Origin of the sequence: Mesorhizobium sp. Cs1299R1N3, assembly GCF_037179625.1 — a bacterium.
Classification (GTDB): Bacteria; Pseudomonadota; Alphaproteobacteria; order Rhizobiales; family Rhizobiaceae; genus Mesorhizobium; species Mesorhizobium salmacidum.
On record NZ_JAPYKQ010000017.1, the window covers coordinates 1 to 24942 of the forward strand.

23 protein-coding genes and 1 tRNA gene are annotated in these 24942 nt (G+C 64.4%); 19 read left to right on the forward strand and 5 right to left on the reverse strand.

What is annotated here, in order from left to right:
- Nucleotides 1-196: 196 nt before the first annotated feature.
- Nucleotides 197-1618 (reverse strand): coniferyl aldehyde dehydrogenase, encoded by a 1422-nt coding sequence (locus tag O7B34_RS26120; RefSeq protein ID WP_337148743.1) that lies wholly within the window; start codon nt 1616-1618, stop codon nt 197-199.
- 231 nt (nt 1619-1849) lie between these two features.
- Here O7B34_RS26120 and recQ point away from each other — a divergent pair, with 231 nt between their 5' ends.
- Nucleotides 1850-3685, forward strand: a complete 1836-nt coding sequence (recQ, locus tag O7B34_RS26125) for a DNA helicase RecQ (protein ID WP_337148823.1) — start codon at nt 1850-1852, stop codon at nt 3683-3685.
- A gap of 39 nt (nt 3686-3724) precedes the next feature.
- Here the strand turns inward: recQ and O7B34_RS26130 are convergent, their stop codons facing one another.
- Entirely contained in the window at nt 3725-4687 is a 963-nt protein-coding gene (locus O7B34_RS26130) for a DUF1186 domain-containing protein (protein WP_337148745.1), read from the reverse strand.
- 253 nt (nt 4688-4940) lie between these two features.
- Here O7B34_RS26130 and O7B34_RS26135 point away from each other — a divergent pair, with 253 nt between their 5' ends.
- Nucleotides 4941-6059, forward strand: a complete 1119-nt coding sequence (locus O7B34_RS26135) for a hypothetical protein (RefSeq protein WP_337148746.1) — start codon at nt 4941-4943, stop codon at nt 6057-6059.
- A 108-nt stretch (nt 6060-6167) separates the two neighbouring features.
- Here O7B34_RS26135 and O7B34_RS26140 read toward each other — a convergent pair.
- Nucleotides 6168-6257 (reverse strand) — tRNA-Ser (locus tag O7B34_RS26140).
- Between the two features lie 446 nt (nt 6258-6703).
- Between O7B34_RS26140 and O7B34_RS26145 the strand changes: the two genes are divergently transcribed.
- The 3 genes from O7B34_RS26145 to O7B34_RS26155 all read left to right on the forward strand — a co-directional run bounded on the left by O7B34_RS26145 (nt 6704) and on the right by O7B34_RS26155 (nt 8446).
- On the forward strand, nt 6704-7372 hold the full coding sequence (locus O7B34_RS26145) for a 50S ribosomal protein L21 (protein ID WP_337148747.1): 669 nt from the start codon (nt 6704-6706) through the stop codon (nt 7370-7372).
- A 97-nt stretch (nt 7373-7469) separates the two neighbouring features.
- Nucleotides 7470-7739, forward strand: a complete 270-nt coding sequence (gene rpmA / locus O7B34_RS26150; protein ID WP_015315190.1) for a 50S ribosomal protein L27 — start codon at nt 7470-7472, stop codon at nt 7737-7739.
- Nucleotides 7740-7858: 119 nt separating this feature from the next.
- Complete coding sequence (locus O7B34_RS26155) at nt 7859-8446, forward strand: GNAT family N-acetyltransferase (protein WP_140509963.1); 588 nt, start codon at nt 7859-7861, stop codon at nt 8444-8446.
- Nucleotides 8447-8629: 183 nt separating this feature from the next.
- Here O7B34_RS26155 and O7B34_RS26160 read toward each other — a convergent pair whose 3' ends face one another.
- The gene (locus O7B34_RS26160; protein WP_337148748.1) at nt 8630-9499 is read right to left on the reverse strand and encodes an endonuclease/exonuclease/phosphatase family protein; all 870 of its coding nucleotides are present in this window, start codon (nt 9497-9499) and stop codon (nt 8630-8632) included.
- Between the two features lie 133 nt (nt 9500-9632).
- On the opposite strand from O7B34_RS26160, the gene obgE reads away from it, so the two are divergent.
- The 5 genes from obgE to O7B34_RS26185 all read left to right on the forward strand — a co-directional run bounded on the left by obgE (nt 9633) and on the right by O7B34_RS26185 (nt 15474).
- Nucleotides 9633-10664, forward strand: a complete 1032-nt coding sequence (obgE, locus tag O7B34_RS26165; RefSeq protein ID WP_027141722.1) for a GTPase ObgE — start codon at nt 9633-9635, stop codon at nt 10662-10664.
- Nucleotides 10665-10668: 4 nt separating this feature from the next.
- Nucleotides 10669-11895: a glutamate 5-kinase gene (gene proB, locus O7B34_RS26170; RefSeq protein WP_337148750.1), complete on the forward strand. Its 1227-nt coding sequence runs from the start codon at nt 10669-10671 to the stop codon at nt 11893-11895.
- 3 nt (nt 11896-11898) lie between these two features.
- Entirely contained in the window at nt 11899-13185 is a 1287-nt protein-coding gene (locus O7B34_RS26175; RefSeq protein ID WP_337148751.1) for a glutamate-5-semialdehyde dehydrogenase, read from the forward strand.
- 331 nt (nt 13186-13516) lie between these two features.
- Nucleotides 13517-14104: a nicotinate-nucleotide adenylyltransferase gene (locus O7B34_RS26180; RefSeq protein WP_027141724.1), complete on the forward strand. Its 588-nt coding sequence runs from the start codon at nt 13517-13519 to the stop codon at nt 14102-14104.
- Nucleotides 14105-14175: 71 nt separating this feature from the next.
- Complete coding sequence (locus tag O7B34_RS26185; protein WP_337148752.1) at nt 14176-15474, forward strand: MFS transporter; 1299 nt, start codon at nt 14176-14178, stop codon at nt 15472-15474.
- Here O7B34_RS26185 and O7B34_RS26190 read toward each other — a convergent pair whose 3' ends face one another.
- On the reverse strand, nt 15475-16326 hold the full coding sequence (locus tag O7B34_RS26190; protein ID WP_337148754.1) for a mechanosensitive ion channel family protein: 852 nt from the start codon (nt 16324-16326) through the stop codon (nt 15475-15477).
- A gap of 242 nt (nt 16327-16568) precedes the next feature.
- On the opposite strand from O7B34_RS26190, the gene rsfS reads away from it, so the two are divergent.
- The 9 genes from rsfS to O7B34_RS26235 all read left to right on the forward strand — a co-directional run bounded on the left by rsfS (nt 16569) and on the right by O7B34_RS26235 (nt 24870).
- On the forward strand, nt 16569-16946 hold the full coding sequence (gene rsfS / locus O7B34_RS26195; protein ID WP_015315198.1) for a ribosome silencing factor: 378 nt from the start codon (nt 16569-16571) through the stop codon (nt 16944-16946).
- 82 nt (nt 16947-17028) lie between these two features.
- Nucleotides 17029-17511, forward strand: a complete 483-nt coding sequence (rlmH, locus tag O7B34_RS26200) for a 23S rRNA (pseudouridine(1915)-N(3))-methyltransferase RlmH (RefSeq protein WP_337142352.1) — start codon at nt 17029-17031, stop codon at nt 17509-17511.
- A gap of 157 nt (nt 17512-17668) precedes the next feature.
- Nucleotides 17669-19009, forward strand: coding sequence for a murein hydrolase activator EnvC family protein (locus tag O7B34_RS26205; protein WP_337148755.1), 1341 nt, complete (start codon nt 17669-17671; stop codon nt 19007-19009).
- Nucleotide 19010: 1 nt separating this feature from the next.
- On the forward strand, nt 19011-20342 hold the full coding sequence (locus O7B34_RS26210) for a S41 family peptidase (protein ID WP_027141729.1): 1332 nt from the start codon (nt 19011-19013) through the stop codon (nt 20340-20342).
- Nucleotides 20343-20531: 189 nt separating this feature from the next.
- Entirely contained in the window at nt 20532-21713 is a 1182-nt protein-coding gene (locus O7B34_RS26215; protein ID WP_337148824.1) for a divergent polysaccharide deacetylase family protein, read from the forward strand.
- 154 nt (nt 21714-21867) lie between these two features.
- Complete coding sequence (locus O7B34_RS26220; RefSeq protein WP_337148756.1) at nt 21868-22383, forward strand: RNA pyrophosphohydrolase; 516 nt, start codon at nt 21868-21870, stop codon at nt 22381-22383.
- Nucleotides 22384-22475: 92 nt separating this feature from the next.
- A complete protein-coding gene (gene alr, locus O7B34_RS26225; RefSeq protein ID WP_337148757.1) occupies nt 22476-23615 on the forward strand; it encodes an alanine racemase in 1140 nt (379 codons plus the stop codon).
- 275 nt (nt 23616-23890) lie between these two features.
- The gene (gene rnk / locus O7B34_RS26230; protein WP_337148758.1) at nt 23891-24310 is read left to right on the forward strand and encodes a nucleoside diphosphate kinase regulator; all 420 of its coding nucleotides are present in this window, start codon (nt 23891-23893) and stop codon (nt 24308-24310) included.
- Nucleotides 24311-24324: 14 nt separating this feature from the next.
- Nucleotides 24325-24870 carry a nucleoside-diphosphate kinase gene (locus tag O7B34_RS26235; RefSeq protein ID WP_337148759.1) on the forward strand — a complete coding sequence of 182 codons (546 nt, stop codon included), beginning with the start codon at nt 24325-24327 and terminating at the stop codon, nt 24868-24870.
- Nucleotides 24871-24942 lie beyond the last annotated feature (72 nt).

Genomic DNA, 24942 nt, shown 5'->3' on the forward strand with positions numbered 1-24942 from the left:
TGGCGGTCTTACTCTCAATCTTGGTCATGGTGGCGTTCCTTCGCGGGAATCAGGTGACGTTGAACATCACCAGCCTGCCATGACCGCCCTCTCTCAGCGAATTTGCAGAACTCTCAGCACACTACCAAAATAAACTTAACACGGGTGGACTCGTCACAGGATGGCGTCGATCCCGCAAGGAGACAACCGCGCCTCGTCAGGTGATGCGCTTGAGCAGGCCGAAAAGCCGTTCGAACGTCTTGCCATAGGGCGGCCGCAGAAGGGCTCCCGCGCTCAAGCGCGACTGCAGGAAGACCGGCTTCTCCTTGCTGAAGGTGCGGAAACCCCATTCTCCGTGATAGGCGCCCATGCCGCTGGCGCCGACGCCGCCGAAGGGCTGGTTCTCCTGCACCAGATGCAGCATGCAGTCGTTGACGGTGACGCCGCCGGCGACGGTCTCGCGCAGGATGCGCTGGCGGTTGGTGCTGTCGTTGCCGAACCAGTAGAGCGCCAGCGGCCGGTCGGCCCGGTTCACATGGTCGATCGCGTCGTCGACCGTGGCGTATTCGACGATCGGCAGCACCGGGCCGAAAATCTCCTCGCGCATCAGCCGCAGGTCGGGGCCGGCGTTGCTGACCAGGGTCGGCAAAAGCTTCCGGCCCGCGGTGCCGAGGTCTTCGCCGGCCGGGTTGATCTCGGTGACATCGGCGCCGGCCTCGCGGGCTTCCGCGATCATGGCGCACAGGCGCTGGTAATGCCGGTCGCTGATGATGGCGGTATAGTCGGGGTTGTCGCGCAGCGTGGGGTAGAGCCGCGCCACCGCGATTGCGAGCTTCGCCGCGACCGTGCCTGCCTGTCCCTTGGGCACCAACAGGTAGTCCGGCGCGATGCAGGTCTGCCCGGCATTCAACAGCTTGCCATAGGCGACGCTGGCTGTTGCCGTGTCGAGATCGCAGGAGGCGTCGAGGATCGCCGGCGACTTGCCGCCGAGTTCGAGCGTGACCGGGGTCAGGTTGGCGGCGGCGGCGATCGCAACCTGGCGACCGACCGCGGTCGAACCGGTGAACAGCAGGTGGTCGAACGGCATCGAGACGAAGGCCTTGCCCATCTCGGCATCGCCGGTGACGACGCTGAGCTCATCCGGGGCGAAGTGCTCGCCGGCCAGTCTGGCCAGCAGTTCCGAGAAAGCAGGCGTCAGTTCGGAGGGTTTTGCCAGGACGCGGTTGCCGGCGGCGAGCGCTGCCGTGACCGGCGCGACGGCGAGCTGAAAGGGGTAGTTCCAGGGCGATACGATGCCGACCACCCCAAGCGGCTGCGGCAGAAGGCGGTTTTTACCCGGCAGGAAGGGCAAGGTGGTGGCGACACGACGCTCCCGCATCCAGCCGCCGACATGCGCAAGGGCATGGCGAATGCCGGCACGCACGACAAACAGTTCCGCAAGCCGCGTCTCGTGCGCCGAGCGGCCGCCGAAGTCGGCGTCGATCGCGGCGCAGATCTCAGTCTCGTGCTGCTCGGTCAGCGCCAGCAGGCGCTTGAGGCGGTCTTTACGAAGGCCAAGGTCGGCAAAGGGCTGCTTCTCGAAGGCGGCACGCTGCAACCGGAACCGTTCGCCGAGGACATCCTGTCTGGTCTGCAGCATCGCACCCTCCCTGGCATGTCGGGTCGAGCTTACATCGTGGCGCCGAGGAATCCAGCAGGGCGCAGATACCGCAGGGGAAGCGCGATCTCACACAGGGGCAGAGAACGAGCCGGCCCTGTTGCGGCCCGGTGACGGCTGCGCTACTCCAGGGCATCACACGGAGAGTCTCTTGATCGGTTCCCACATCCTCTCCAATCCCCGAAAAACCGCTCCCAGCCAGGCGGCAGCGTGATGCAGGCACAGGCGGCGAGTATCCGGGCCGAGGATCCCAAGCGGCGCGTCCTGAAGGACGTGTTCGGCTTCGACGATTTCCGGCCCGGCCAGGCCGACGTCATGGACGCTCTGCTCGGCGGGCGCCATGTGCTGGCCGTCATGCCGACGGGGGCCGGAAAATCGCTTTGCTACCAGGTTCCGGCGCTGGTCCTGGGCGGGCTCACCCTCGTCGTCTCACCGCTGGTCGCGCTGATGCAGGACCAGGTCGCGGCGCTGCGGCTTGCCGGCGTCGCCGCCGATACGATCAATTCCTCGCTCGACCGCGAGGCCAATGTCGCGGCCTGGCGCCGTGTGGCGTCGGGCCAGACGCGGTTGCTCTACCTAGCGCCGGAGCGGTTGATGACCGAGCGCATGCTCGAGGCGCTTTCCAGGCTCGACGTCAGCCTGATCGCCATCGACGAGGCGCATTGCATCTCGCAATGGGGCCCGGCATTCCGGCCCGAATATGAAGACCTGTCGCGGTTGCGCGGCATCTTCGCCAATGTGCCGATCATCGCGGTGACGGCGACGGCCGACGAGAGCACGCGCACCGATATCGCCGCCCGGCTGTTCGCCGAGCGGGTCGAAACCCTGGTGCTGGGTTTCGACCGGCCCAACATCAAGCTGGCCATCGCGCCCAAGCAGGACAGCAAGCGCCAGCTGCTCGGCTTCATCGAGCGCCATGCGGGCAAGAGCGGCATCATCTATTGCCTGTCGCGCAAGAAGACCGAGGAGATGGCAGCCTTCCTCGAGAAGAACGGCGTCAGGGCGCTTGCCTATCACGCCGGCATGAGCAAGGAACTGCGTGAAGCCAATCAAAACGCCTTCATGACCTTGTCCGGGGTCGTCATGGTGGCGACCATCGCCTTCGGCATGGGCATCGACAAACCCGACGTCGCCTATGTCTTCCACACCGATATGCCGGGCAGCCTGGAAGCCTATTATCAGGAGATCGGGCGCGCCGGCCGCGACGGACGCGAGGCCGAGGCGCATATGCTTTACGGTCTTGGCGACATCCGCACGCGACGGCTGTTCATCGACGACGAGGACGCCTCACCCGAGCACAAGAGACGATCGCACCACCGGCTCGACACGCTGATCGGCTATTGCGAAACGGCGCAATGCCGGCGCCAGGTGCTGCTCGGCTATTTCGGCGAAGAGGCTCAAGCCTGCGGCAATTGCGACAACTGCCTCGATCAGGCGCCGCGCGCCGATGGCAGTGACGAGGCGCGGAAAATCCTTGCGGCGGTCGCGCAGAGCGGCGAGCGCTTCGGCGCGGCCCATGTCATCGACATCCTGCTTGGCCACGAGACCGAGAAGGTGCTGGCCAGAGGCCATCAAACGGTGAGCAGTTTTGGCACCGGCGCCGCGCACAGGAAGCCAGTGTGGCTGTCGCTGATCCGGCAACTGGTCGCCGGTGGGTTCCTGATGCCGGATCCCGAGGGCCATGGCGGCCTCGCCATCTCCGAAAGCGGCCGCGCGCTCGGTCGCGGCGAGGTTGCATTCCAGTATCGCGTCGAGACGCGGGATCCTCTGGCGCGTGGCAGGAAGCGTTCCGGGGAAGGCTCCGCCGCCGGCGCCGAGGGCGTGGACGCCTCGCTGCTGGCCGCTCTCAAGGCACTGCGGCTGCGGCTGGCCAAGGAGCGCCAGGTGCCGGCCTATGTGGTGTTTTCCGACCGCACGCTGATCGACATGGCCGACCGCCGCCCGCGCGACCTCGACGCCTTCGCCGAGGTGAACGGCGTGGGAGGGGCGAAGCTCAAGGAGTTTGGCGAGGTTTTTCTGAGCGTGATTGCAGGGCACGCCACAGAATGACGGCAATATCGGATCGAACGGTCTTTGAAATTCGGCACCTCAGCTGGTGAGGCAGCATTTCTTGAATTTCATGCCGCTGCCGCAAGGACACGGATCGTTGCGTCCGACGTCGCGCCACGGGTTCGCGACCGGCGTTACATTCGACCAGACCGAGTCTGGCAATGAGGACTGCCAGCCATCGTCCTCGTCGAGCTCGAAATCATCGTCGTCGCCAAGGCCGCGGGTCCAATCCAGCGCCACAAGGACATCCTCGATGTAACTCAGACTGGCGCGGTCGAACCGGCCAATGTCGCCGGGTTGCTGCTCGGCTTCCCGCAGGTCGCTTTCGAAATCGCTGCGTTCAAGCGCATCTTCCGGTATACGGCCCTCATCCCAGGCGCTGTAGACAAGCGGAACGAGGTCTCGCAGGGCAAGCATCGCGATGGCCTGCAGCCAGCCGACCCACACATAATCCCAGTCGTCGGCCAACCTCTCCTTGTAGAATCGCTCTAGGAAATCCCGTGTCCGGTCGCGCTCGATGCGACCTTCCCAGGTCAAAAAGGTCACCGCGCCAAATGCACCGTCGCGAATGAAATCGTCGACGGAGCGGTCGGCAATGACGCCCAACAGCGCGTCGGCGTCGTCGTCGAATACGCCTACGATGATGCGCGACAGGGTTTCGGTTATGGCATCGCCAAGCAGCCGGTCGGCTTCCTTTCCCGGGCGGCGCAACAGACGCAGCAAGGGTTGGCATGCCTGGCTGTCCCGAGCGCCGCCGAGAATATACAGGCCCCTGAAGAGCAGCATCTCTTCATCGCCCGACAAAGGCTGTGCGTTGGCCGCGCGTTCAAGGACCGCGCGCAGCGGAGGTGCGGATTCCTCGATCCTCATCGTGCAGAGCCCGATTGCGACGTCGGGCACCTCCCGTTCGGTCGCCACGGCATGCAGGTAGTCTTCGATCGGACCAAGGTCGAAATCGTCCCTGCCGCCGCCGAAAAGCCTCTCGACTTCTTCCTTCCTCATGTCACCCTCGCACGCTTCTTGCCTGCCAAAGCTACGCCGGATGGTCCACCTTTCAAGCAGCTTTTGCGTTTAATCCATGCTTTTGAAGGGTGCGAAAGGTTGGCGTTCACGGCCGACCTGTGGGCCCCCTGCAGGTCTCTCACTCTGGTGAGAATAACCTGGCGTGCGGCCGCGGCGTCGTGGATCAAAAAGCCTTGCTGGAGCCCTGCGAATCCTTGAAGCATACGGCCTCCTGCATCCGGTCTGAGCGGCAATGAGCGAATATCAGTACTACGAATTTCAGGCGATCGATCGGCCGCTCAGCGACGCGGATCGCCGGGCTCTGCGCGAGCTGTCATCACGGGCGCGGACCACGGCCACCAGCTTTACCAATTCCTACGAGTGGGGCGATTTCAAAGGCGATCCGGACGAACTCCTGGAGCGCTGGTTCGATCTCCATCTCTATCTGGCGAATTGGGGCTCGCGCCGCCTCATGATGAAGCTGCCGGCACGGCTGGTCGACGGGGAGCGCCTCGGCGCATTCCTCGGGAATAGCGACTGTTCCACGTTCAGGATCGCTGGTGAGAACGTCATCTTGAGCATCTGGCGCGACGAGCTGGAGCCGGGTGATTGGGATGACGGCGAGAGTTGGCTAGCGATGCTGTCGCCGCTTCGGGCCGATGTGCTCGAAGGCGACCTCAGGCTGTTTTATCTGATTTGGCTCCTGGATGTGGAAGCCGAAGCGATCGAGCCGGACGAACCGGAGCCGATGCCTGGGATAGGACCGTTGACCGGCGCGCTCGAAGCGTTCGCCGAATTCTTCTGCATCGACCAGAATCTTCTCCGGGCGGCGGCGGAACGAAGCGCGGCGACGGACGAGGCGCTTCGGGGGCGGATCATCGGGGCAATGAGCGATGCTGAGAAAAGCAGCCTGCTTGTACGGGTTTTCAACGGCGAACCGCATGTGTCCGCCGAGTTGCGGGCCTTGGTTCGGGCGCGCTCCGAACCCCAGGTGGCAACCTCGCCCGGCGGCCCGCGCACAGCTGCCGATCTGCTGATCCGCGCCCGTGAGATCCGCCTTGCCCGGGAACGCGCCGAGGCGGAACTGGCGGAAGCGCGACGGCAACTGGAGGCGGAGGCGGCCGAGAAGGCACGTGAAGTACGGCTTGAGGACATTCGCCGACGGGGCGAAAGCGTCTGGACAGACGTCGAGGATAAAATCGGGCGGCGCAATCCCGCCGGATATGACAGGGCCGCAGCCCTTCTTTCCGATCTCCAGGCGCTCGCCGAAAAACAGGACCGTGGCGAGGAATTCCACCTCCGGCTTCAATCGATCCGGGATCGCCATGCCGGCAAAGGCCGTTTCATCGAACGCCTGGCGACGCTGGAATAGGTCTTCCCCGGAGCTGCCCTCCGTCGCCAAGGCTTCGGACGGCATCCTGCTTCGCGCTGAGAAGAATTCGCCGGACTTGTCCTGCGAAGCGCGTAGCGCAAAGCAGGATGGCGGAGAGGGAGGGATTCGAACCCCCGATGGGCTTGCACCCATGCCGCATTTCGAGTGCGGTGCATTCGACCACTCTGCCACCTCTCCGCGGTCATGGTCGGCCGTTGCCGGCGCGGCGCACTAGATAACGGCTGAACGGGCAGGTTACAAGGCCAAATCCAGCGATATTTGGCTTGCCGGCAAGCAGTGTGTTCAGGCAGTGGGGTTAAGATGGCGTCCGCCGCTCATCGGCGGGGTGCGGCATTGGTGGCCTTGGCAGTCGTCGCCGTCGTCACCGGGTTTTCCGGGTGCGTATGCCTTGCCGTCGTTTTCGCCGGAGCCGCTTGCCATGGCTGCATCGCCGAGCGGCCAATAACAGTCTCGGCAAGGGCTACTTGCCTTGACTCCCACTCAACCTTCGGTTAGGGACAGCGCGCAATCGGCGTGGAGGGTTCTTCCGCGCCGCTTGTTTTTTGAACCCGCAGACTGACAAAAAGACGGCCGAACCGCCAGAGGCGGCTCATCAAGGCCGACCGAACAGCGAAAGGCAAAAAATGTTCGCAGTCATTAAAACGGGCGGTAAGCAGTATCGCGTTGCCGCCAACGATCTCCTGAAGATCGAAAAAGTCGAAGCCAATGTCGGCGACATCGTCGAGATCGGCCACGTGCTCGCGCATGGCGAGGGCGAGAATGTCACGTTCGGCGCGCCGTTCGTCGATGGCGCTCTGGTTACCGCCGAAGTCGTCGAGCAGGGCAAGAACCGCACGGTCATCGCTTTCAAGAAGCGCCGCCGCCAGAATTCGCGCCGCAAGATCGGCCATCGCCAGCTTTTGACCACCGTGCGGATCTCCGAGATCCTGCTGGGTGGCGCCAAGCCGACGAAGACGGCAGCGGTCAAGGCGCCGAAGAAGGAAGCCAAGGCAGAGGCAGCCACCGAAGCGAAGGCGGAAGCCGCGCCGAAGAAGGAGTCCAAGGCCAAGGCAGCCGAGACCGCGGCCGCGCCGCTGTTCAAGGCGCCGAAGGGCGAGCCGGACGACCTGACCGTGATCAAGGGCATCGGCCCGGTCGCTGCCAAGGATCTCGCCGAGCAGGGCATCATCACCTTCGCGCAGCTCGCCAAGCTGACCGACAAGGACGTCGCCAAGATCGACGAGCACATGCCCTTCAGCGCCGACCAGATCAAGGACTGGCGCGAACAGGCCAAGGAATTGGCGGCGAAGTAATTTTCTGGCGATTAGGTCGCCGGATCGGACTTGAAACGGAACGCGAACGCGTTCATAAGGCCTTTTAGGCGCCTTGCGGCGCAACGGAGTTAGTTAGATGGCACACAAGAAAGCTGGCGGCTCGTCGCGCAACGGTCGCGACTCGCATTCCAAGCGTCTGGGCGTGAAGAAGTTCGGCGGCGAAGCCGTCATCCCGGGCAACATCATCATTCGTCAACGCGGCACCACCTGGCATCCCGGCGTCAATGTCGGCATGGGCACGGACCACACCCTTTTCGCGCTCGAAACAGGCGCCGTGACGTTCAACAAAAAAGCCAACGGCCGAACCTACGTATCGGTCAATCCGATTACCAAAGCCGCGGAGTAGCCGGTTCCGCACTAGAACACCGGCACCCATCTCGGGAACCGGTGTCTGGCAAAGCCAGGAAAAGGATCAGGGGAGATGGGTTTCCATCTCCCCTTTTCTTTTGCCTGGAGGACTTTGAAATGGTTGCCGAAGCGGAAGACTCAGAAGACGAAAGTTACGCGATAGATTGCCCGGTGCTGGTCACCGAGCGGCTGGTGATGCGGGCTCCAGACGAGCGGGATATCGCGCAACTGGTCGAGCTTGCCGACAATCGTCACGTCGCCGAGATGCTGGCGCGCATGCCGCATCCCTATGGCGAAGCCGAGGCACGCGCTTTCCTCGCCATGACCAAGTCACGCCGCGCCGGTATCGCCTATGCCCTGACGCTGGCCGGCACCGATACTTTCGTCGGCTGCGCCGGGTTGAACACCACCGATCGCGGGCTGGAGCTCGGCTACTGGATCGGCGAGCCTCACTGGAAGCGCGGCTATGCGACCGAAGCAGCCCACGCGCTGGTCGATCTCGCCTTCCAGAGCACCTCGATCCAGGTGCTGCATGCCTCGACGCGGGTCATCAATCCGGCCTCGCGCCGGGTGATCCACAAATGCGGCTTCCAGTATGCCGGCCAGGGCATGCTGAACTCGATCGTCGCCGGCCAGGTGCCGGTCGAGCGCTACCGGCTCGACAGGAAGACCTGGACCAGCCTGCGCAACTGGGTGCATTTTTGATGTGTGCTGATATTCAGGTGAGGCCGGCCTGCAAACGTTGATTTTCTGCGCTTCCGGTGCTCGCGTACGATAAGTACGCTCCGCTCCGGTTCTCGAAAACCAATGTTTTCGGCTCGGCCTGACCTGAATCTCAACACACATCGGGGTCCAGCTCGATACCAAGGGTGCCGGGCTGGACTGGGCTCAACCCAACTCGACCCAGACCGGCAGGTGGTCCGAACCGCTCGCCTTCCGGTCGACCCACAGGCGCTTCAGCGAGCGGGCCAGCGACGCGCTGGTGAAGATGTAGTCGATGCGCTTGTGACGGCTGGCGTTGGCGGGGTCCTTGGGATCGACCCAGGAGACGAGATCGTCGCCGGCGACATCGAGGCGCATGGCGGCATCGACGGCGAAGTCGGCGGTCAGCGGCATGCCGAATTCATGGTCCGGCCGGCCGGCGAGTTCGACATATTCGGGCGAACCGGCCAGCATGTTGAAATCGCCCATGCCGACGAAGGCTTCGGGATGCGGCAGTTCCGGCAGGCCGATCTCGGCGACGCCGGACAGCGCGCCGCCTTCGAGCGCGTAGTTCAACAGGCGCCGGCGCAGGAACTGGATCTGGCTGGCGCGCTCGACCGGGCTGCGGTGATCGAGATGGATGGAATAGAAGCGGATGAAACCAAGCGGCGTCTCGATCAGCGCCTCCAGCGCGCCGCGCTGGAAGTTCATCATCTCGAAGCTGCGGCTGCGCGGCAAAAGCAGGTTGCGCGACAGATGAATGGGGGTTTTCGACAACACCATGTTGCCGAGCTGGAAGGTGGTGGTGATGGCGCGGCCGTCCTCGATGCGCGAGCCGATATTGGCCTCGAAATTGCTGCCGTAGACGGCGAAATATTCGGGCAGCGCCTCGCCGATCTCGGCGACCATGTCGCGGCTGCCGTTCCTGGGGTTGTTGCGGGTGACCTCCTGCAGGGCGATCACGTCGGCGCCGCGCACGGCATCGGCAATACGCCCGACATCGTAGCGCCCATCGAGACCGATGCCGTATTGGATGTTGTAGGTTACAAGCTTCATGCCGCAATCTCTCCGGCCAACCCCGCGCCGGCCATCGTCATAAAACGGCCTCGCCCTTCGCCGCGCCTTGGTTTAGAGCAAGGCCCAAGGTTTAGAGCAATGCCGCAAGGCCAATAAAAGAAACTGCGATCCCATGAAATTTCTCGATCAAGCCAAGGTCTATGTCCGCTCCGGCGACGGCGGCGCCGGTTCGGTGTCGTTCCGGCGCGAAAAATTCATCGAGTTCGGCGGACCGGATGGCGGCGATGGCGGCCGTGGCGGCGATGTCTGGCTGGAAGCGGTCAACGGGCTGAACACGCTGATCGACTATCGCTACCAGCAGCATTTCAAGGCCAAGACCGGCGTCCACGGCATGGGCCGCAACATGACCGGCGCCAAAGGCGCCGACGTCACGTTGAAAGTGCCGGCCGGAACGCAGGTCTTCGAGGAAGACAACGAAACGATGATCTGCGACATGACCGTGGTTGGCCAGCGTTTCCTGCTCGCCAAGGGCGGCAATGGCGGCTTCGGCAACCAGCATTTCAAGACCTCGACCAACCAGGCGCCGCGCCGCGCCAATCCCGGCTTGCCGGGCGAGGAGCTCAACATCTGGTTGCGGCTGAAGCTGATCGCCGATGCCGGACTGGTCGGGTTGCCCAATGCCGGCAAGTCGACGTTCCTCGCCGCCGTCACCGCGGCCAAGCCGAAGATCGCCGACTATCCGTTCACGACGCTGCATCCGGGCCTCGGCGTCGCGCGCATCGACGCGCGCGAATTCGTCATCGCCGATATCCCGGGTCTGATTGAAGGCGCGCATGAAGGCGTCGGCATCGGCGACCGCTTCCTTGGCCATGTCGAGCGCACGCGTGTGCTGCTGCATCTGGTTTCGGCGCAGGAAGAAAATCCGGGCAAGGCCTACAAGACCGTGCGCGCCGAACTCGAAGCCTATGGCCACGGGCTGACCGACAAGGTCGAGATCCTGGCGCTGAGCCAGGTCGACACGCTCGACGCCGACGCGCGCAAGAAGAAGGTCGCTTCCTTGAAGCGGGCCGCCGGGCGTGCGCCGATGCTGCTGTCCGCTGTCACCGGTGAGGGCGTCGAGGCGGTGCAGCGCGCGCTGATGGCGGTGATCGCCGAAGCCCGCGCGCAAATTGCCGCCCCGGTCGAGACGCGCTGGGAAAAGTAGGACCATGCAGTCGCTCAGGAAATACCGGCGCATCACCGTCAAGATCGGCTCGGCGCTGCTCGTCGACCGGGCGAGCGGCCTGAAGCGCGACTGGCTCGACTCGCTCGCCGACGATATCGCCGTGCTTGCCAATGGCGGTGCCGAGATCCTGGTCGTGTCGTCGGGCGCCATCGCGCTTGGCCGCACCATACTCGGCCTCGGCAAGCGTGCGCTGAAGCTCGAGGAAAGCCAGGCGGCGGCCGCGGTCGGCCAGATCGCGCTGGCCGGTGCCTGGTCGGACGCACTCGGCAAGGGAAGCCTGAAGTCGGGCCAGATCCTTTTGACGCTCGGCGACACCGAGGAGCGTCGCCGCTACCTCAATGCACGCGCGACGATCTCGACGCTGCTCAAGATGAAGGCGGTGCCGGTCATCAACGAGAACGACACGGTGGCGACCTCCGAAATCCGCTATGGCGACAATGACCGGCTGGCCGCGCGCGTGGCGACGATGATGGGCGCGGACCTCCTCGTGCTGCTGTCCGACATTGACGGGCTCTACACCGCGCCGCCGGCCCGCGACCCGCAAGCCAAGTTCATCCCGGTGGTCGACCGCATCACGCCTGATATCGAGGCGATGGCGGGAGCCGCCTCGTCCGAGCTGTCGCGCGGCGGCATGCGCACGAAACTCGATGCGGGCAAGATCGCCACCGCCGCCGGCACCGCGATGATCATCACCTCGGGCATCCGGCTGTCGCCGCTGATGGCGATCGAACGCGGCGAGCGCGCCACATTCTTCAAGCCGAGCACCAATCCTGTCAAAGGCTACAAGACATGGATCGCCGGCCAGCTCGAACCGGCCGGGCGGCTGACGGTCGATGCCGGCGCCATCGGCGCGCTCATTTCGGGAAAATCGCTGCTGCCGGCCGGCGTCAAACTGGTCAGTGGCAATTTCTCGCGCGGCGACACGGTGGCGATCCTGTCGCCCGAGGGCCGCGAGATCGCGCGCGGGCTGGTTGCCTACGATGCCGCCGATGCCGTAAGGATCGCAGGCCTGAAGACGGCCGAGATCGAGACGGTGCTCGGTTACGAGGCGCGTTCGGCGATGATCCACCGCGACGATCTTGTGGTGAGTCATTCTAGTGACCAAGTACGGGCTAGTGACCAAGTACGGGCCAGTGACCAAGTACGGGCCAGTGACCAAGTACAGGCCAGTGACCAAGTGCGGGCTGAAGGCGACATAAGCGGAGGATGAGCCATGCTGAAGCTGCATGAAAAATCCGGGGATGACACCGTGGCGCTGATGGCCGACATCGGCCGCCGCGCCCGCGCTGCCGCCCGACCGTTGGCCATCGCCACCGCCGCCGCCAAGAACGCCGCGCTTGCCGTCATGGCCGAGGCAATCGTCGCCCGGGAACAAGACATTCTCGATGCCAATGCCATCGACGTCCTGAACGGCGAGCAATCGGGATTGTCCGCATCCTTCATGGACCGGCTGAAGCTCGATCCGGCGCGCATCCGCGCCATGGCGGACGGCATTCGCGAAATTGCCGGGCTCAAGGATCCGATTGACGATATCATCGCCGCGTGGGAGCGGCCGAACGGCTTGCATATCGAGCGCGTGCGTACGCCGCTCGGCGTCGTCGGCGTCATCTATGAAAGCCGGCCGAACGTCACGGCCGATGCCGGTGCGCTTTGCCTCAAGGCCGGCAATCCGGTGATTTTGCGCGGCGGTTCGGATTCGCTCAATTCCTCCTCGGCGATCCATGCCTGCCTGGTCGAGGGACTGAAGGCGGCCGGTCTGCCCGAGGATGCCATCCAGCTGGTGCCGACCACGGACCGCGCCGCGGTCGGCGAAATGCTCAAGGGGCTTGGCGGCAATCTCGACGTCATCATTCCGCGCGGCGGCAAAAGCCTGGTCGAGCGGGTGCAGAGCGAGGCACGGGTGCCGGTCTTTGCCCATCTAGAAGGCATCTGCCACCTCTATATCGACCGCTCCGCCGAGCTCGACATGGCGGTGCGGATCGCGGTCAACGCCAAGATGCGGCGCACGGGTGTCTGCGGTGCCGCCGAAACGCTGCTGGTCGACCGCGCCATCGCCACCACCCATCTGGTGCCGATCCTCGACGCGCTGCGCGCTGGCGGCTGTGAAATTCATGCCGATGCCGAGGTGTTGAAAATCTTCTCCGGCGCCAGGCCGGCGACCGATGCCGACTGGGTGACGGAATATCTCGACGCCATCATCGCGGTGAAGCTGGTCGACGGCATCGGCGGTGCGATCGATCATATCGAGACATTCTCCTCGCACCATACCGAGGCGATCGTCGCCGAGGACGCGAAGGCCGTCGAACGGTTCTTCAACGAGATCGATTCGGCGATCCTGCTGCACAACGCCTCGACGCAGTTCGCCGATGGCGGCGAATTCGGCATGGGCGCCGAGATCGGCATCGCCACCGGCAAGATGCATGCGCGCGGACCGGTCGGCGTGGAGCAGCTGACCTCGTTCAAATATCGCGTACGCGGATCAGGACAGGTGAGGCCTTGATGTCTTTTGCCCACCAGGCCTGAAACTTTGCGCCCAGGCACCCCCCTCCGTCCGGCCGGACCCGGCCCTTCGCTGTCGCTCCGGGCGTTCGTTATCCGGAAAGCCAAGCAATTGGCTTTCCGTCCGCTGCGCGGACCACTCCCCACCCCCCTCAAGGGGGAAGATCGGCTGACATTTCCGGTTTCGCTGATTGTGGATGTTGCAAGATCTGCGCCTTCGCTGAAACTGCTGATCTTCCCCCTTGCGGGGGAGATGCCCGGCAGGGCAGAGGGGGGCGCCTAGCACCATGCTTTCGTCCCCTCAGCCCACGGTCTCTTCCGCCTACCTCAAGATGCCGCACGCCGAAAAAGGCCTCGCCGTCGGCCTGTTCGGTGGCTCGTTCAACCCGCCGCATGCCGGCCATGCGCTGGTTGCCGAAATCGCTTTGCGGCGCCTGGCGCTCGACCAGCTGTGGTGGATGGTGACCCCAGGCAATCCGTTGAAAAGCGCCAGGGAATTGGCACCGCTGGTCGAGCGGTTGCAACTGTCGGAGAAGATCGCCAGGAATCCGAAGATCAAGGTCACGGCCTTCGAGGCGGCACACAATGTGCGCTACACCGCCGACACGCTGGCTCTGGTCAAGGCGCGCAATCCCGGCGTCGACTTCGTCTGGATCATGGGCGCGGATAGTTTGCGCGATTTCCATCACTGGCAGCGATGGCGCGAGATTGTGCTCACCTTTCCGATCGCGGTCATCGATCGTCCGGGCGCCACGCTGTCGTTCCTGTCGTCGGTGGTTGCCAAGACCTTCGATTACGCCCGCATCGACGAGGGCGACGCGCCGCTGCTCGCCCGCATGAAGGCGCCGGCCTGGACCTTCATCCACGGTCCGCGTTCCTCGCTGTCGTCGACCGCGATCCGGAAAATGACGAAGGGTTGAGCATCTCGTCCATCCGGCCATGTCGTTTTTACAGCGGCGTCCGCCTGACCGATGGGCGATGCTGATCAGCCATGGCGGTCCAAAAGAAAACCCACCCCAAAATCGATCCGAAACAGGGCAGTGCACCGACGCCGCTGATCGCGATTGCCAGCGTCATCGTGTCGATGGCGCTGATTGCCATCGGCAACGGGCTGATGTTCGCCTATATCCCCGTCCGGCTCGGCGTGGAGGGGTTCGACCCGGTCTGGGCAGGGCTGATCGTCACCGGCCTGTCGGCCGGCGGCCTTGCCGGCTGTATCCTGACCGGCCCGCTGGTGCGCAGGGTCGGCCACGCACGCGCCTTCATGGTGCTGTCGGCACTGATCGCGCTGTCCAATGCGGCCATCGGAGCCGGACCGCATCCGCTGCTGTGGATCGTGGCGCGTGCACTTTACGGCTTTGCCATATGCGGGCTGTTCATTGTCGCCCAGAGCTGGCTCAACGACGCGCTGCCGAACGCCATACGCGGCCGGGTGATGGCGGTGTTCTACGTCGCCTACGTTGCCGGCCTTGGCGTCGGCTATGCGACGCTTGCCGTCATCGACATCCACACGGCCGCGGCGTCGTTGATCGGCATCACCTTCACCGCTCTGTCGATCCTGCCTGTCGGCATGACGCGCCTTGCCCAGCCGCCGGCGCCGCAGGCTGCTTCGGTGGCGCTGCGCCAGGCCTGGCGGATTTCGCCGGTCGGCGTCGCTGGCATGCTGGCGGTCGGCGGCCTGTCGATGATCATTTCAGGCTTCGCCCCCATCCATGCCACGGCCAAGGGTTATAGCCAGGCCGACGTGGCGCTGCTGTTGTCGGCCATGCCGGTCGGCACGCTGATCCTGCAGATACCGCTTGGCTGGCTGTCCGACCGCACTGATCGGCGTTACGTGCTTGCCGGCGCCGCGGCGCTCGCGGTCTTCGCCAGCGTGCTGGCCGTAGCCTTCGACGGCGGTGCGCTGATGGCCCTCTTGGTGATCTACCTGATCTGGGACGGGGCGGCGGAATCGATCTACGCGCTCTCCAGCGCGCATGCCGCCGACCGCGCCAGGAAGGATGAACTGCTTGCCCTGTCGAGCTCGATGCTGTTCGCCTGGTCGCTCGCCGGCTTCATCGTGCCAGGCATCGTCACGGCGCTTTCCGCCGTCTTCGGCACGGCAACCTTCATCTATGTCGGCATCGTCATCGCCTCGGCATTCTGCCTGTTCGTGCTGTGGCGGGTGATCGCGGTGCGGCCCGTTCCGGCGGCCGCCACGGGCAGTTTCGCGCCGATGTCGGCGCAAGCACCCTTGCCGGTGGAACTCGCCTTCGCGCCGGACGAAGAGGCCCGCCGCAGAGGCGGTTGATTACTGCTTGCGGGTCTCTGGCGACGGTGCTTCCGGGGGTGGCAGCGGGATGGAGATGCCTTCGCTGTCGAAGGCCTGCTTGGCGCGTTTGGTCATATCGATCTGGGTGGCGAAGTAGTCCGCCGCCGCGGTCCAGAAGCGCAAGGTGAGCGAAACGGTCGTATCGCCGAGTGCGCCCACGAAGGCGATCGGCGCCGGTTCGCGGCGGATGCGCTTCTCGGCGCCGGCAATGCCAAGCAATGTCTTCTGCGCGCCGTCTATGTCGTTCCAGGAGCCGATGCTGAGCGTGATGTCGGTGCGACGCACGCCATTACGGGTGAAATTGCGTACCGGTTGGTTCCACAGCGTCGAATTGGGGGCCAGTATGTAGACGCCGTCGGCGGTCCTGAGCTTGGTGGCGAAGAGGCCGATTTCCTCGACCGAACCGGCAATGGCGCCGACCTCGACCGATTCGCCGATGCGGAACGGCCGCAGCGCCAGAAGCATGATGCCGGCGGCGATGTTCTGCAGCGTGCCTTGCAGGGCGAGACCGATGGCCAGGCCGATGGCGCCGATCGCTGCGATGATCGATGCGGTCTGCACGCCGAACTGGCCGAGCACCATGATGACAACGAGGATCAGGATGGCGTAGCGGACGATCTTGGAAAAGAAATGCCGCAGCGTCGCGTCGAAACCGTGGATATGGCCGAGGCCAGCCGAGATCGAGCGCTCGGCAAGGTTGGCAACGATGTAGCCGACCACCAGGAGGATGACGGCGCCGATGGCGGAGAAGGAATAGGAAACGATCAGCGTACTCAGCTGCGCGAGGCCGGCCTGGACGGTGAGAAGGGTGTTCTGCGGGTCGATCGGCATGGCGGGATTCCGGTTGGTCGGTCAGCCGATAACCGCTGCGGAACGCCTGGGTTCCGATGTTTCTGCGTCTCGCGTGGAACAATATACCAGTCGGCGAGTTCGCGTGAGTTGGGGCTCCGTCTTGAAACTGCAACGGAACTCTGCCTATCTAAGGGGTGTCACCTGCTTCAAGGGGTGATTTGGTTGTTCTTGCTGCGAAAGGAAATACACTGAGAACAGCACTGCGGAAGAAGGCCGATATCATGCCTTCGCCGGCCAGGATCAGCGTAGACGACGCCGTGTCCCGTGCCATCAAGACAGTCCTTGCCAGTCTGGAAGACTCCAAGGCCGAAAATATTGTCTCAATCGACATTCAGGGAAAATCGAGCCTCGGCGACTACATGGTCGTCGCGTCGGGTCGATCGCACCGTCATGTCGCGGCTGTCGCCGATCATCTCCTTAAGGCGCTCAAGGATGCCGGCCTCGGCACTGCGCGCGTCGAGGGATTGTCCGGTGCCGACTGGGTCCTGATCGATTCTGGCGATATCATCGTCCATGTCTTCCGCCCCGAAGTCCGCGAATTCTACAATCTCGAAAAGATGTGGCAGGCGCCGGACCTCGAGGAAGAGACCCTCCACTAGGCCGCCTTTGTTGATGCATGCCATGCCGAAAAACCGGCTCCCACCCTTGGGTGACATGCACTAGCGGCTTATAGAGGCGAGGATGAAGATTTCAGTTCATGCCGTGGGCCGAATGAAAGCCGGCCCCGAGCGGGAGTTGGCCGACCGCTATTTCGAGCGCTTCGCCAAGAGCGGACCCGCCGTGGGGCTCGAATTCGCCGGCATCACCGAGATCGCCGAGGGCCGCGCGCAGAGCGCCAGCGAGCGGCAGCGCGACGAAGGCTCGCGCCTTCAGGCGCAGCTGCAGCCAGGCACGGCATTGATCCTGCTCGATGAAAGAGGCAAGAGCCTGTCCTCGCAGGATTTCGCTGGCCGTATCGGGCAGTTGCGCGATGGCGGACGCAAGGCGCTGGTGCTCGCCATTGGCGGCGCCGACGGCCACGATCCGCCGCTGCGTGACCAAGCCGAGCTGGTGCTGTCGTTCGGGGCGCTCACCTGGCCGCATCAACTGGTGCGCGTGATGCTGGGCGAACAACTTTACAGGGTGGCGACGATCCTGTCGGGCCATCCCTATCACAGATCCTGAAAGCCGCCGGATCGCACCGAATTTAGCCCCAATGCCGCGTAAAATTCATTCTGGGTGCTGCTTTTGCTTTGCAGGGCGTTATTGCGAACCCCTTGGGCGACAGGCGCTAACATGGTTGATGATTCGTTAACGAAGCCGCGGATAGAATCGATCGCGAATGTCTGAAGGCTGGAAATCGACGACGGGCTCATCGACCGGGAGCTCCTGGCGCGCGCGCTGCGGTATCGCGGCGGCGGCGGTGCTTCTGTGGCTCCATGCGGTGCGGGCCGAGAACACGCTCGACATGGCGCCCGATCCGGACCAGAGCCGCGCCGAATACGAGCAGGTTTCCAAGGAAATAACGCTGTCGTCGGAACGGCTGGCGAAGCTCGCCGCCGATATCGCGGCGGTCAAGAAGGACCATGCCTCGATCACCGCCGCGTTGATCCAGTCGGCGATGACCGAGCAGAAGCTCGGCCAGGACATCGAGGACATCGGCGCCAAGCTGGAAGGGCTGAAGGGCCAGCAACAGAAGATCCGCGCTTCACTGGCGGCGCGACGCGACGTGCTGGCCGAAGTGCTGGGCGCCCTGCAGCGCATGGGGCTCAATCCGCCGCCGGCGATCCTGGTCAAGCCGGAGGACGCGCTGTCGTCGGTGCGCAGCGCCATCCTGCTCGGCGCCGTGGTGCCGGAATTGCGCCAGCAGACCGACAGTCTGCTGGCCGACCTCAAGGAGCAGACCCGGGTGACGGCCTCGATCGAGGCCGAGCGGACGCGGCTGACGGCAGCGGTCGGCGACCAGGCGGCGGAGAAGAAGCGGCTCGGCATGCTGCTGGAGGCCAAGCAGAAGCTCGAGACCGACACGAAGGCGCAGATGGCGGCCGAACAGCAACGTTCCGAGCAGTTGGCGGCCAAGGCCAGCAGCCTGAAGGATCTGATCGCTTCGCTCGAAGCGCAGGCCGACAAGAACCGCAAGGCCGCGGATGCCGCGAAGGCAGCCGATGCGGCAAAGGCCGAGCCCGGCGGCGACCAGACGGCATCGCTGCCGGTTCCCGAAGGCAACAGGTTGACCGCTGCGACGCCTTTCTCGGCACTGCAGGGACAGATCGCCTTGCCGGTCACGGGCCGCATCAGACGCCGGTTCGGCGCCGACGACGGTAACGGCGCCTTGATGCTTGGGGACATGGTTGCGACACAATCGGGAGCCATCGTTACCGCGCCGGCGGATGGGAATGTGCTTTATGCGGGGCCGTTTCGCTCCTATGGTCAGCTCTTGATCCTCAATGCCGGCGACGGTTATCATGTCGTCCTGGCTGGGATGAGCAGAATCAGCGTCGCGACTGGCCAGTCAGTGCTCGCAGGAGAGCCGGTCGGTGCGATGGGAGAAGCCCGGGTGGCAAGCACCTCGGTTTCGAAGAATGGAAATGCCACGCCGGAACTCTATGTCGAGTTCCGCAAGGATGGAAAACCCGTCGATCCGGCCCCATGGTGGGCGGACCGTTTTTCTGGAAGGACGTGAAATGATGCGGAAACTGTCGCTTCTGATTGCCGGTGCGCTGATGGGCGCCTCCGCCATGAGCCTTGTCTATGGCGCACCCGGCTCGGCGGCGAACGCTGCAGGGTCGGAGACCTACAAGCAACTGGCGATCTTCGGCGACATCTTCGAGCGGGTGCGGGCGCAGTATGTGACCCCGCCCGACGACAAGTCGCTGGTCGAGAACGCCATCAACGGCATGCTTTCGTCGCTAGACCCGCATTCCTCCTACATGAACGCCGAGCAGGCGCAGGACATGCGCGTGCAGACCAAGGGCGAGTTCGGCGGCCTCGGCATCGAGGTCACCATGGAGAACGACCTGGTCAAGGTGATCACGCCGATCGACGACACGCCGGCTGCCAAGGCGGGCGTGCTGGCCGGCGACTATATCGCCAAGATCGACGGCGAGGAGGTTCGCGGCCTGACGCTCAACGACGCGGTCGACAAGATGCGCGGCCTGGTCAACACGCCAATCAAGCTCACCATCCTGCGTCAGGGCGCCGACAAGCCGATCGAACTGACGGTGGTGCGCGACATCATCAAGGTCAAGGCGGTCAAGTTCCGGGTCGAGAACGACATCGGTTACATGAAGATCACCTCCTTCACCGAAAAGACCTATGACGACCTCGAGAACGCCATCGACACCATCAAGAAGCAGGTGCCGGACGACAAGCTCAAGGGCTATGTGCTCGACCTGCGCCTCAATCCGGGCGGCCTGCTCGACCAGGCGGTGAGCGTGTCGGATGCCTTCCTGAAGCGCGGCGAGATCGTCTCGACGCGCGGCCGCGATCCGAAGGACGTCACCCGCTTCGACGCCAAGCCGAAGCAGACCGACGACATCAACGGCAAGCCGATGATCGTGCTCGTCAATGGCGGCTCGGCCAGCGCTTCGGAAATCGTCGCCGGCGCGCTGCAGGACTTGCGCCGCGTCACGGTGGTCGGCACGCAGTCCTTCGGCAAGGGCTCGGTGCAGACCATCATCCCGCTCGGCGAGAATGGCGCGCTCAGACTGACGACGGCGCTCTATTACACGCCGTCGGGCAAATCGATCCAGGGCAAGGGCATCACGCCCGACATCAAGGTAGACCAGCCGCTGCCGCCGGAACTGCAGGGCAGGGACCTGACGCGCGGCGAATCCGATCTCAAGGGCCATATCAAGGGTGCCGACGAGAGCAAGACCGGCTCCGGTTCCGCAGCCTATGTGCCGCCGGATCCGAAGAACGACCTGCAGCTCATCTATGCCGAGCAGCTGCTGCGCGGCCAGAAGACCGATCCGTCCTTCCCGCCCAATCCGGAAAAGGCCGTGCTCAATCAGTAAGGTCGGCAACCGGTCTGGCCGGTTGAACGAAGCAATGCGATGCTGCCGGGACCGAAAGGTTCCGGCAGTTTGATTCGGGGGGCAGGACCAGGCCTCCATATACGGCGCCAGGCGGGCGCCAGGATTGATGATTTCGTGCATCTGTTGCCGAAGGAGGTCGTCTTCGGAACCGTGCACCGGGGACAGGGCTTGGCTGATATCGGCAAGGACATCGAACGCCCGCTTGGACAGACTGTCCGGGCGCCGCGTGCCGCCGGCAAGATCAGCATAGGCGTGATCGCGGCGAGCGCGGTCGTGCTGGCCGTGGTTGGCGTCTCGGCCGCGATCGCGCTCCGGGAAAAGCCGTTTCGAAAACCGCAGGAAGTCGCCGTTTCGACGCCGAAAGTGACTGCAGCGGCCGCGCCCGCCGCGTCGTCTCCCGCATTGGCCCCGGCAGCGACGCCAAAAGTGGACACGCCGGCGAAGACGGGCGGTCCGCAGATCATCCATGTGCAGACTGAAGAAGGCGATGGCCCACCCAAGGCGGCAATCGTCATTCGCGATCCGTCGACCGTCGGCCAGAACCTCAAGATCGCGCATATTCCCGACAGGGCGCTGATAGAAGCCAGTGAAACCGGACCCTTGCCGATGCGCTCCGCCGATGGCCGGCGGCCGTTCGACGTTTATGCGCGGCCATGGTCCGGCACACGCGGCGCACGTGTGGCGATCGTCATCGGCGGCCTCGCGGTTTCACAGACCGGCACCCAGGCGGCCATTGCCAAGCTGCCGGCGGAAGTGACGCTGGCCTTCGCGCCACAGGGTAACAGCATCGGCCGCTGGATGCAGGCAGCGAGGCATAGCGGTCATGAGATCGTCATGCAGGTGCCGCTCGAACCGTTCGACTATCCCCACGTCAACCCCGGCCGCAACACGCTGACGGTGGCGGCGACCCCCGACGAGAATCTGAAAAACCTGCACTGGGCGCTGTCGCGGACGACGAACTATACCGGCGTCATGAACTATATGGGCGCGCGTTTTTCCTCCGACGCGGCGGCGATGCAGCCGTTCATGGCCGAGCTCGGCAAAAGGGGCCTCGCCTATATCGACGATGGCTCGTCGGCGCGCAGCCTGGCGCCAGACGTGGCGCTGAAGGATGGCGTGCCTTTCGTCGCCGGCGACACAGTGATCGACGCGGTGCAGGATCGCGGCGCCATCCTGAAGAAACTCGACAGTCTCGAAGCGACCGCGCGTGCGAAGGGCACGGCCGTCGGCATCGGCTCGGCTTTCGACCTGACGGTCGACACGGTGTCGTCATGGGTGGCCGAGGCCAAGAAGCGCGGCGTCGAGATCGTGCCGATTTCAGCGGTGGCCGTCGATCCACAAAAAGGCTAACAGCCGTCTTGATAATTCCACTCCGGCGGGCATCTGGCGGCGCTTTCCGCGCTTCCGGTGCTCGCGTACTTTAACTACGCTCCGCTCCGGTTCTCGAAATCACTCGCCACCTGCCTCACCAGAGCGAATTCTCAAAACGGCTGGAACTTCACCTATGGCCAAAAAAGTCGACCGCGAAACGCTGCCCTATCGGCCCTGTGTCGGGTTGATGATCCTCAATGGCGAGGGGCTGGTCTGGGTCGGGCATCGCATTGCCGAACCCGACAGCGAATTCGCCGGCACCACGCAGCTCTGGCAGATGCCGCAAGGCGGCATCGACATGGGCGAGGATCCGCTGCAGGCCGCGGAGCGGGAGCTCTATGAGGAGACGGGCATGCGCAGCGTCTCGATGCTGGCCGAAGCGCCGGACTGGATCAACTACGATCTGCCGGACCACCTCGTCGGTATCGCCTTCAAGGGCAGGTATCGCGGCCAGACGCAAAAATGGTTCGCCTTCCGCTTCCATGGCGATACCAGCGAGATCCAGATCAACCCGCCGCCGGGCGGCCATATCGCCGAATTCGACAAGTGGTCGTGGCGGCCGATGCAGGATCTTCCCGACCTGATCGTGCCGTTCAAACGCCAGGTCTATGAAGATGTGGTGGCGGCGTTCCGGCACCTGGTTCCCTAGTATGTCGCGCGTCGGCCGTGGTTCGAGGGCCGCTGTTGCCGTGCCGGCCCAGCGGTCCTATTGATATCTTATCCGCTACAAGGAGGGTCGCCATGAACGACGCCCCCACAAGATTGCCGCCCGATGATGGCGCTGCCGTAAGCGAGGCGGCGGCCGGGGCCATTCTCACCATCGATCTCAGTGCGATCCGCGAAAACCACCGGCGGCTGAAGGCAAGGCTGGGCGGCGTGCGCTACGCCGGCGTGGTCAAGGCCGACGGCTACGGTCTCGGCGCGAGCCAAGTGGCATCGGTGCTGGCGGAAGAAGGCTGCGACGTCTTCTTCGTCGCGCTGCTGGCGGAAGGCATCGCGCTGCGCAAGGCAATCGGGGCCGGACCTGAGATCTACGTGCTGAACGGACTGCCGCCAGGCTCCGAGCCGGAAGCGGTCGCGTCCGATCTCTGCGCGGTCGTCAACAGTGGCGCGCAGTTGAAAGCCTGGCGCGCGGCGGCACATCGCGTTGGCCGAAAACTCCCGGCCGCTATCCAGGTCGACAGCGGCATGTCGCGGCTTGGCATGGCACCAGCCGAAGTCGAGGCGGTGGCCGGTGATGCCACCGCGTTCGACGGCATCGACGTCAGATATGTGATGAGCCACCTGGCCTGTGCCGACGAGCCTGACCATCCCGCCAATGAACAGCAGCGGCTGGCGTTCGAGCGGCTGCGCGCCATGCTGCCCGAGGCGCCCGCCTCGCTCGCCAATTCCTCCGGCATCTTTCTCGGACCGTCCTATCATTATGATCTCGCCCGCCCTGGCGCCGCGCTCTACGGCATCAATCCGACGCCTGCCGAACCCAATCCGATGCTGCCCGTGGTGCGGCTGCAGGCCAAGGTGGCGCAGACGCGCAGCGTCGAACAGGGCACCGGCATCGGCTATGGCCACACCTATCACGCGGAAGGGCCGCTCAGCCTGGCGACGATTTCGTTCGGCTATGCGGATGGCTGGCTGCGGCGGTCAGCGTCGGCCGCCTGGTTCGAGGGGGCGCGCCTGCCCTTCCTCGGGCGCGTGTCGATGGATTCGATCATTCTCGACATTTCCGCCCTGCCGCCCGGCAAGCTTCGCGAAGGAGATCTCGTCGAACTGCTCGGCCCTTCGCAAAGCGTCGACGACGCCGCCGGCCATGCCGGCACCATCGGTTACGAAATCCTGGCCAGTCTCGGCACGCGCTTCCACCGGCACTATGTCAGCGGTTGAGCGGTCTGGCCGCGCTTGACAAGCGGACGCCTGTCGGCAAGGTTCGGCGCATGAGCAACCTCGCTTATATCAGAACCTTGTTCAGGGTCTGCCCGATCGCGGGATCGTAGCCCCGGCGCGGCCGCCTTCCGGCGTTCGTCCGTCCCGGGGCATCCATACATCCACCCATCGCCATCAAGCCGCACCGCTTTCCGCGGCTGCCGGCTTTCATCAGGCCGCCGTCAGCGCGGCGGCAAGCGCGCATCTGTCCAATGCGCCGATCCATGAGGTTTGTCATGCAACATGCAACGGGACTGCGTCCATCCGCCCAGATTCTGATCAGCGACACCGACCATGACAGGTTGACCGGTCTGGCGCGCACCGTGCTCGACCGCGCGCCCGAGACGGCTGAAGAGTTGCTCGCGGAGTTGGACCGGGCAGTGATCACGGAAGCGGAGGCAATGCCGACCGACGTAGTGCGAATGGGATCGACGGTCACGGTTCGCGGCGAAAGCGGTGATATCAAGCACATCACGCTGGTCTATCCAGGCGACGCCGATATTGCCGAAAACCGGATCTCGGTGCTAACGCCGATGGGAACGGCGCTGGTCGGCGCTAGCATCGGGCAGGTGGTGTGCTGGAGCGGTCGTGGCGGCCGCAAACTGTCGGTGATCGTGGAGGCCGTCGATACGCCCGTCTGCGGCGGCGAATACTGATCGTGGAGGCGGTGATGAAAAACGGAAGCTGCCGCCTGACGACGAAGGATTTCGCCCTCCTGGAAGTGATGCTTGGGCGCCGACGGGCCCTCGCGGATCCGATAGTCCGGATGATCGAAGAAAAGCTTTCCAATGCCGGCGTCGTGCCCATCGAGTCGATCGAAGCCGATATCGTGACGCTGAACAGCCGGGTGGTGTTTTGCGTCGATGCCGGTGTGGCCGAGACGCGCACCCTGGTGCAGAGCGAAATACGTGGACCAGTCGGCTCCAGCCTGTCGGTGGCAACCAGGCGCGGGCTGTGCATGGTTGGCATGGCGCAAGGCCAGACGGCTTCGCTCGAGCATCCCGACGGCAGGCGCGAACTGATCCGGATCAAGGCGGTGCTCTATCAGCCGGAAGCCGCGCGGCGGGCAGCCCGGGAAAGAGCCGCCGCTGGCGGACCGCGGCCGCACGGACTGACCCTCGTCTACAGCGCCGACATTTCTATCCGGCCTCTTGGCGGGACGGCAGGAATGCGGCAGACAGAGAGAGATGACGACCCCGGTCCGTCGGCGGCATGAAAGCCATGGCGCAAGGTCGCGAAGATCGGAATCGATTTTCGCCGGCGATCGTGTGCGAATCGCAGATGCGGC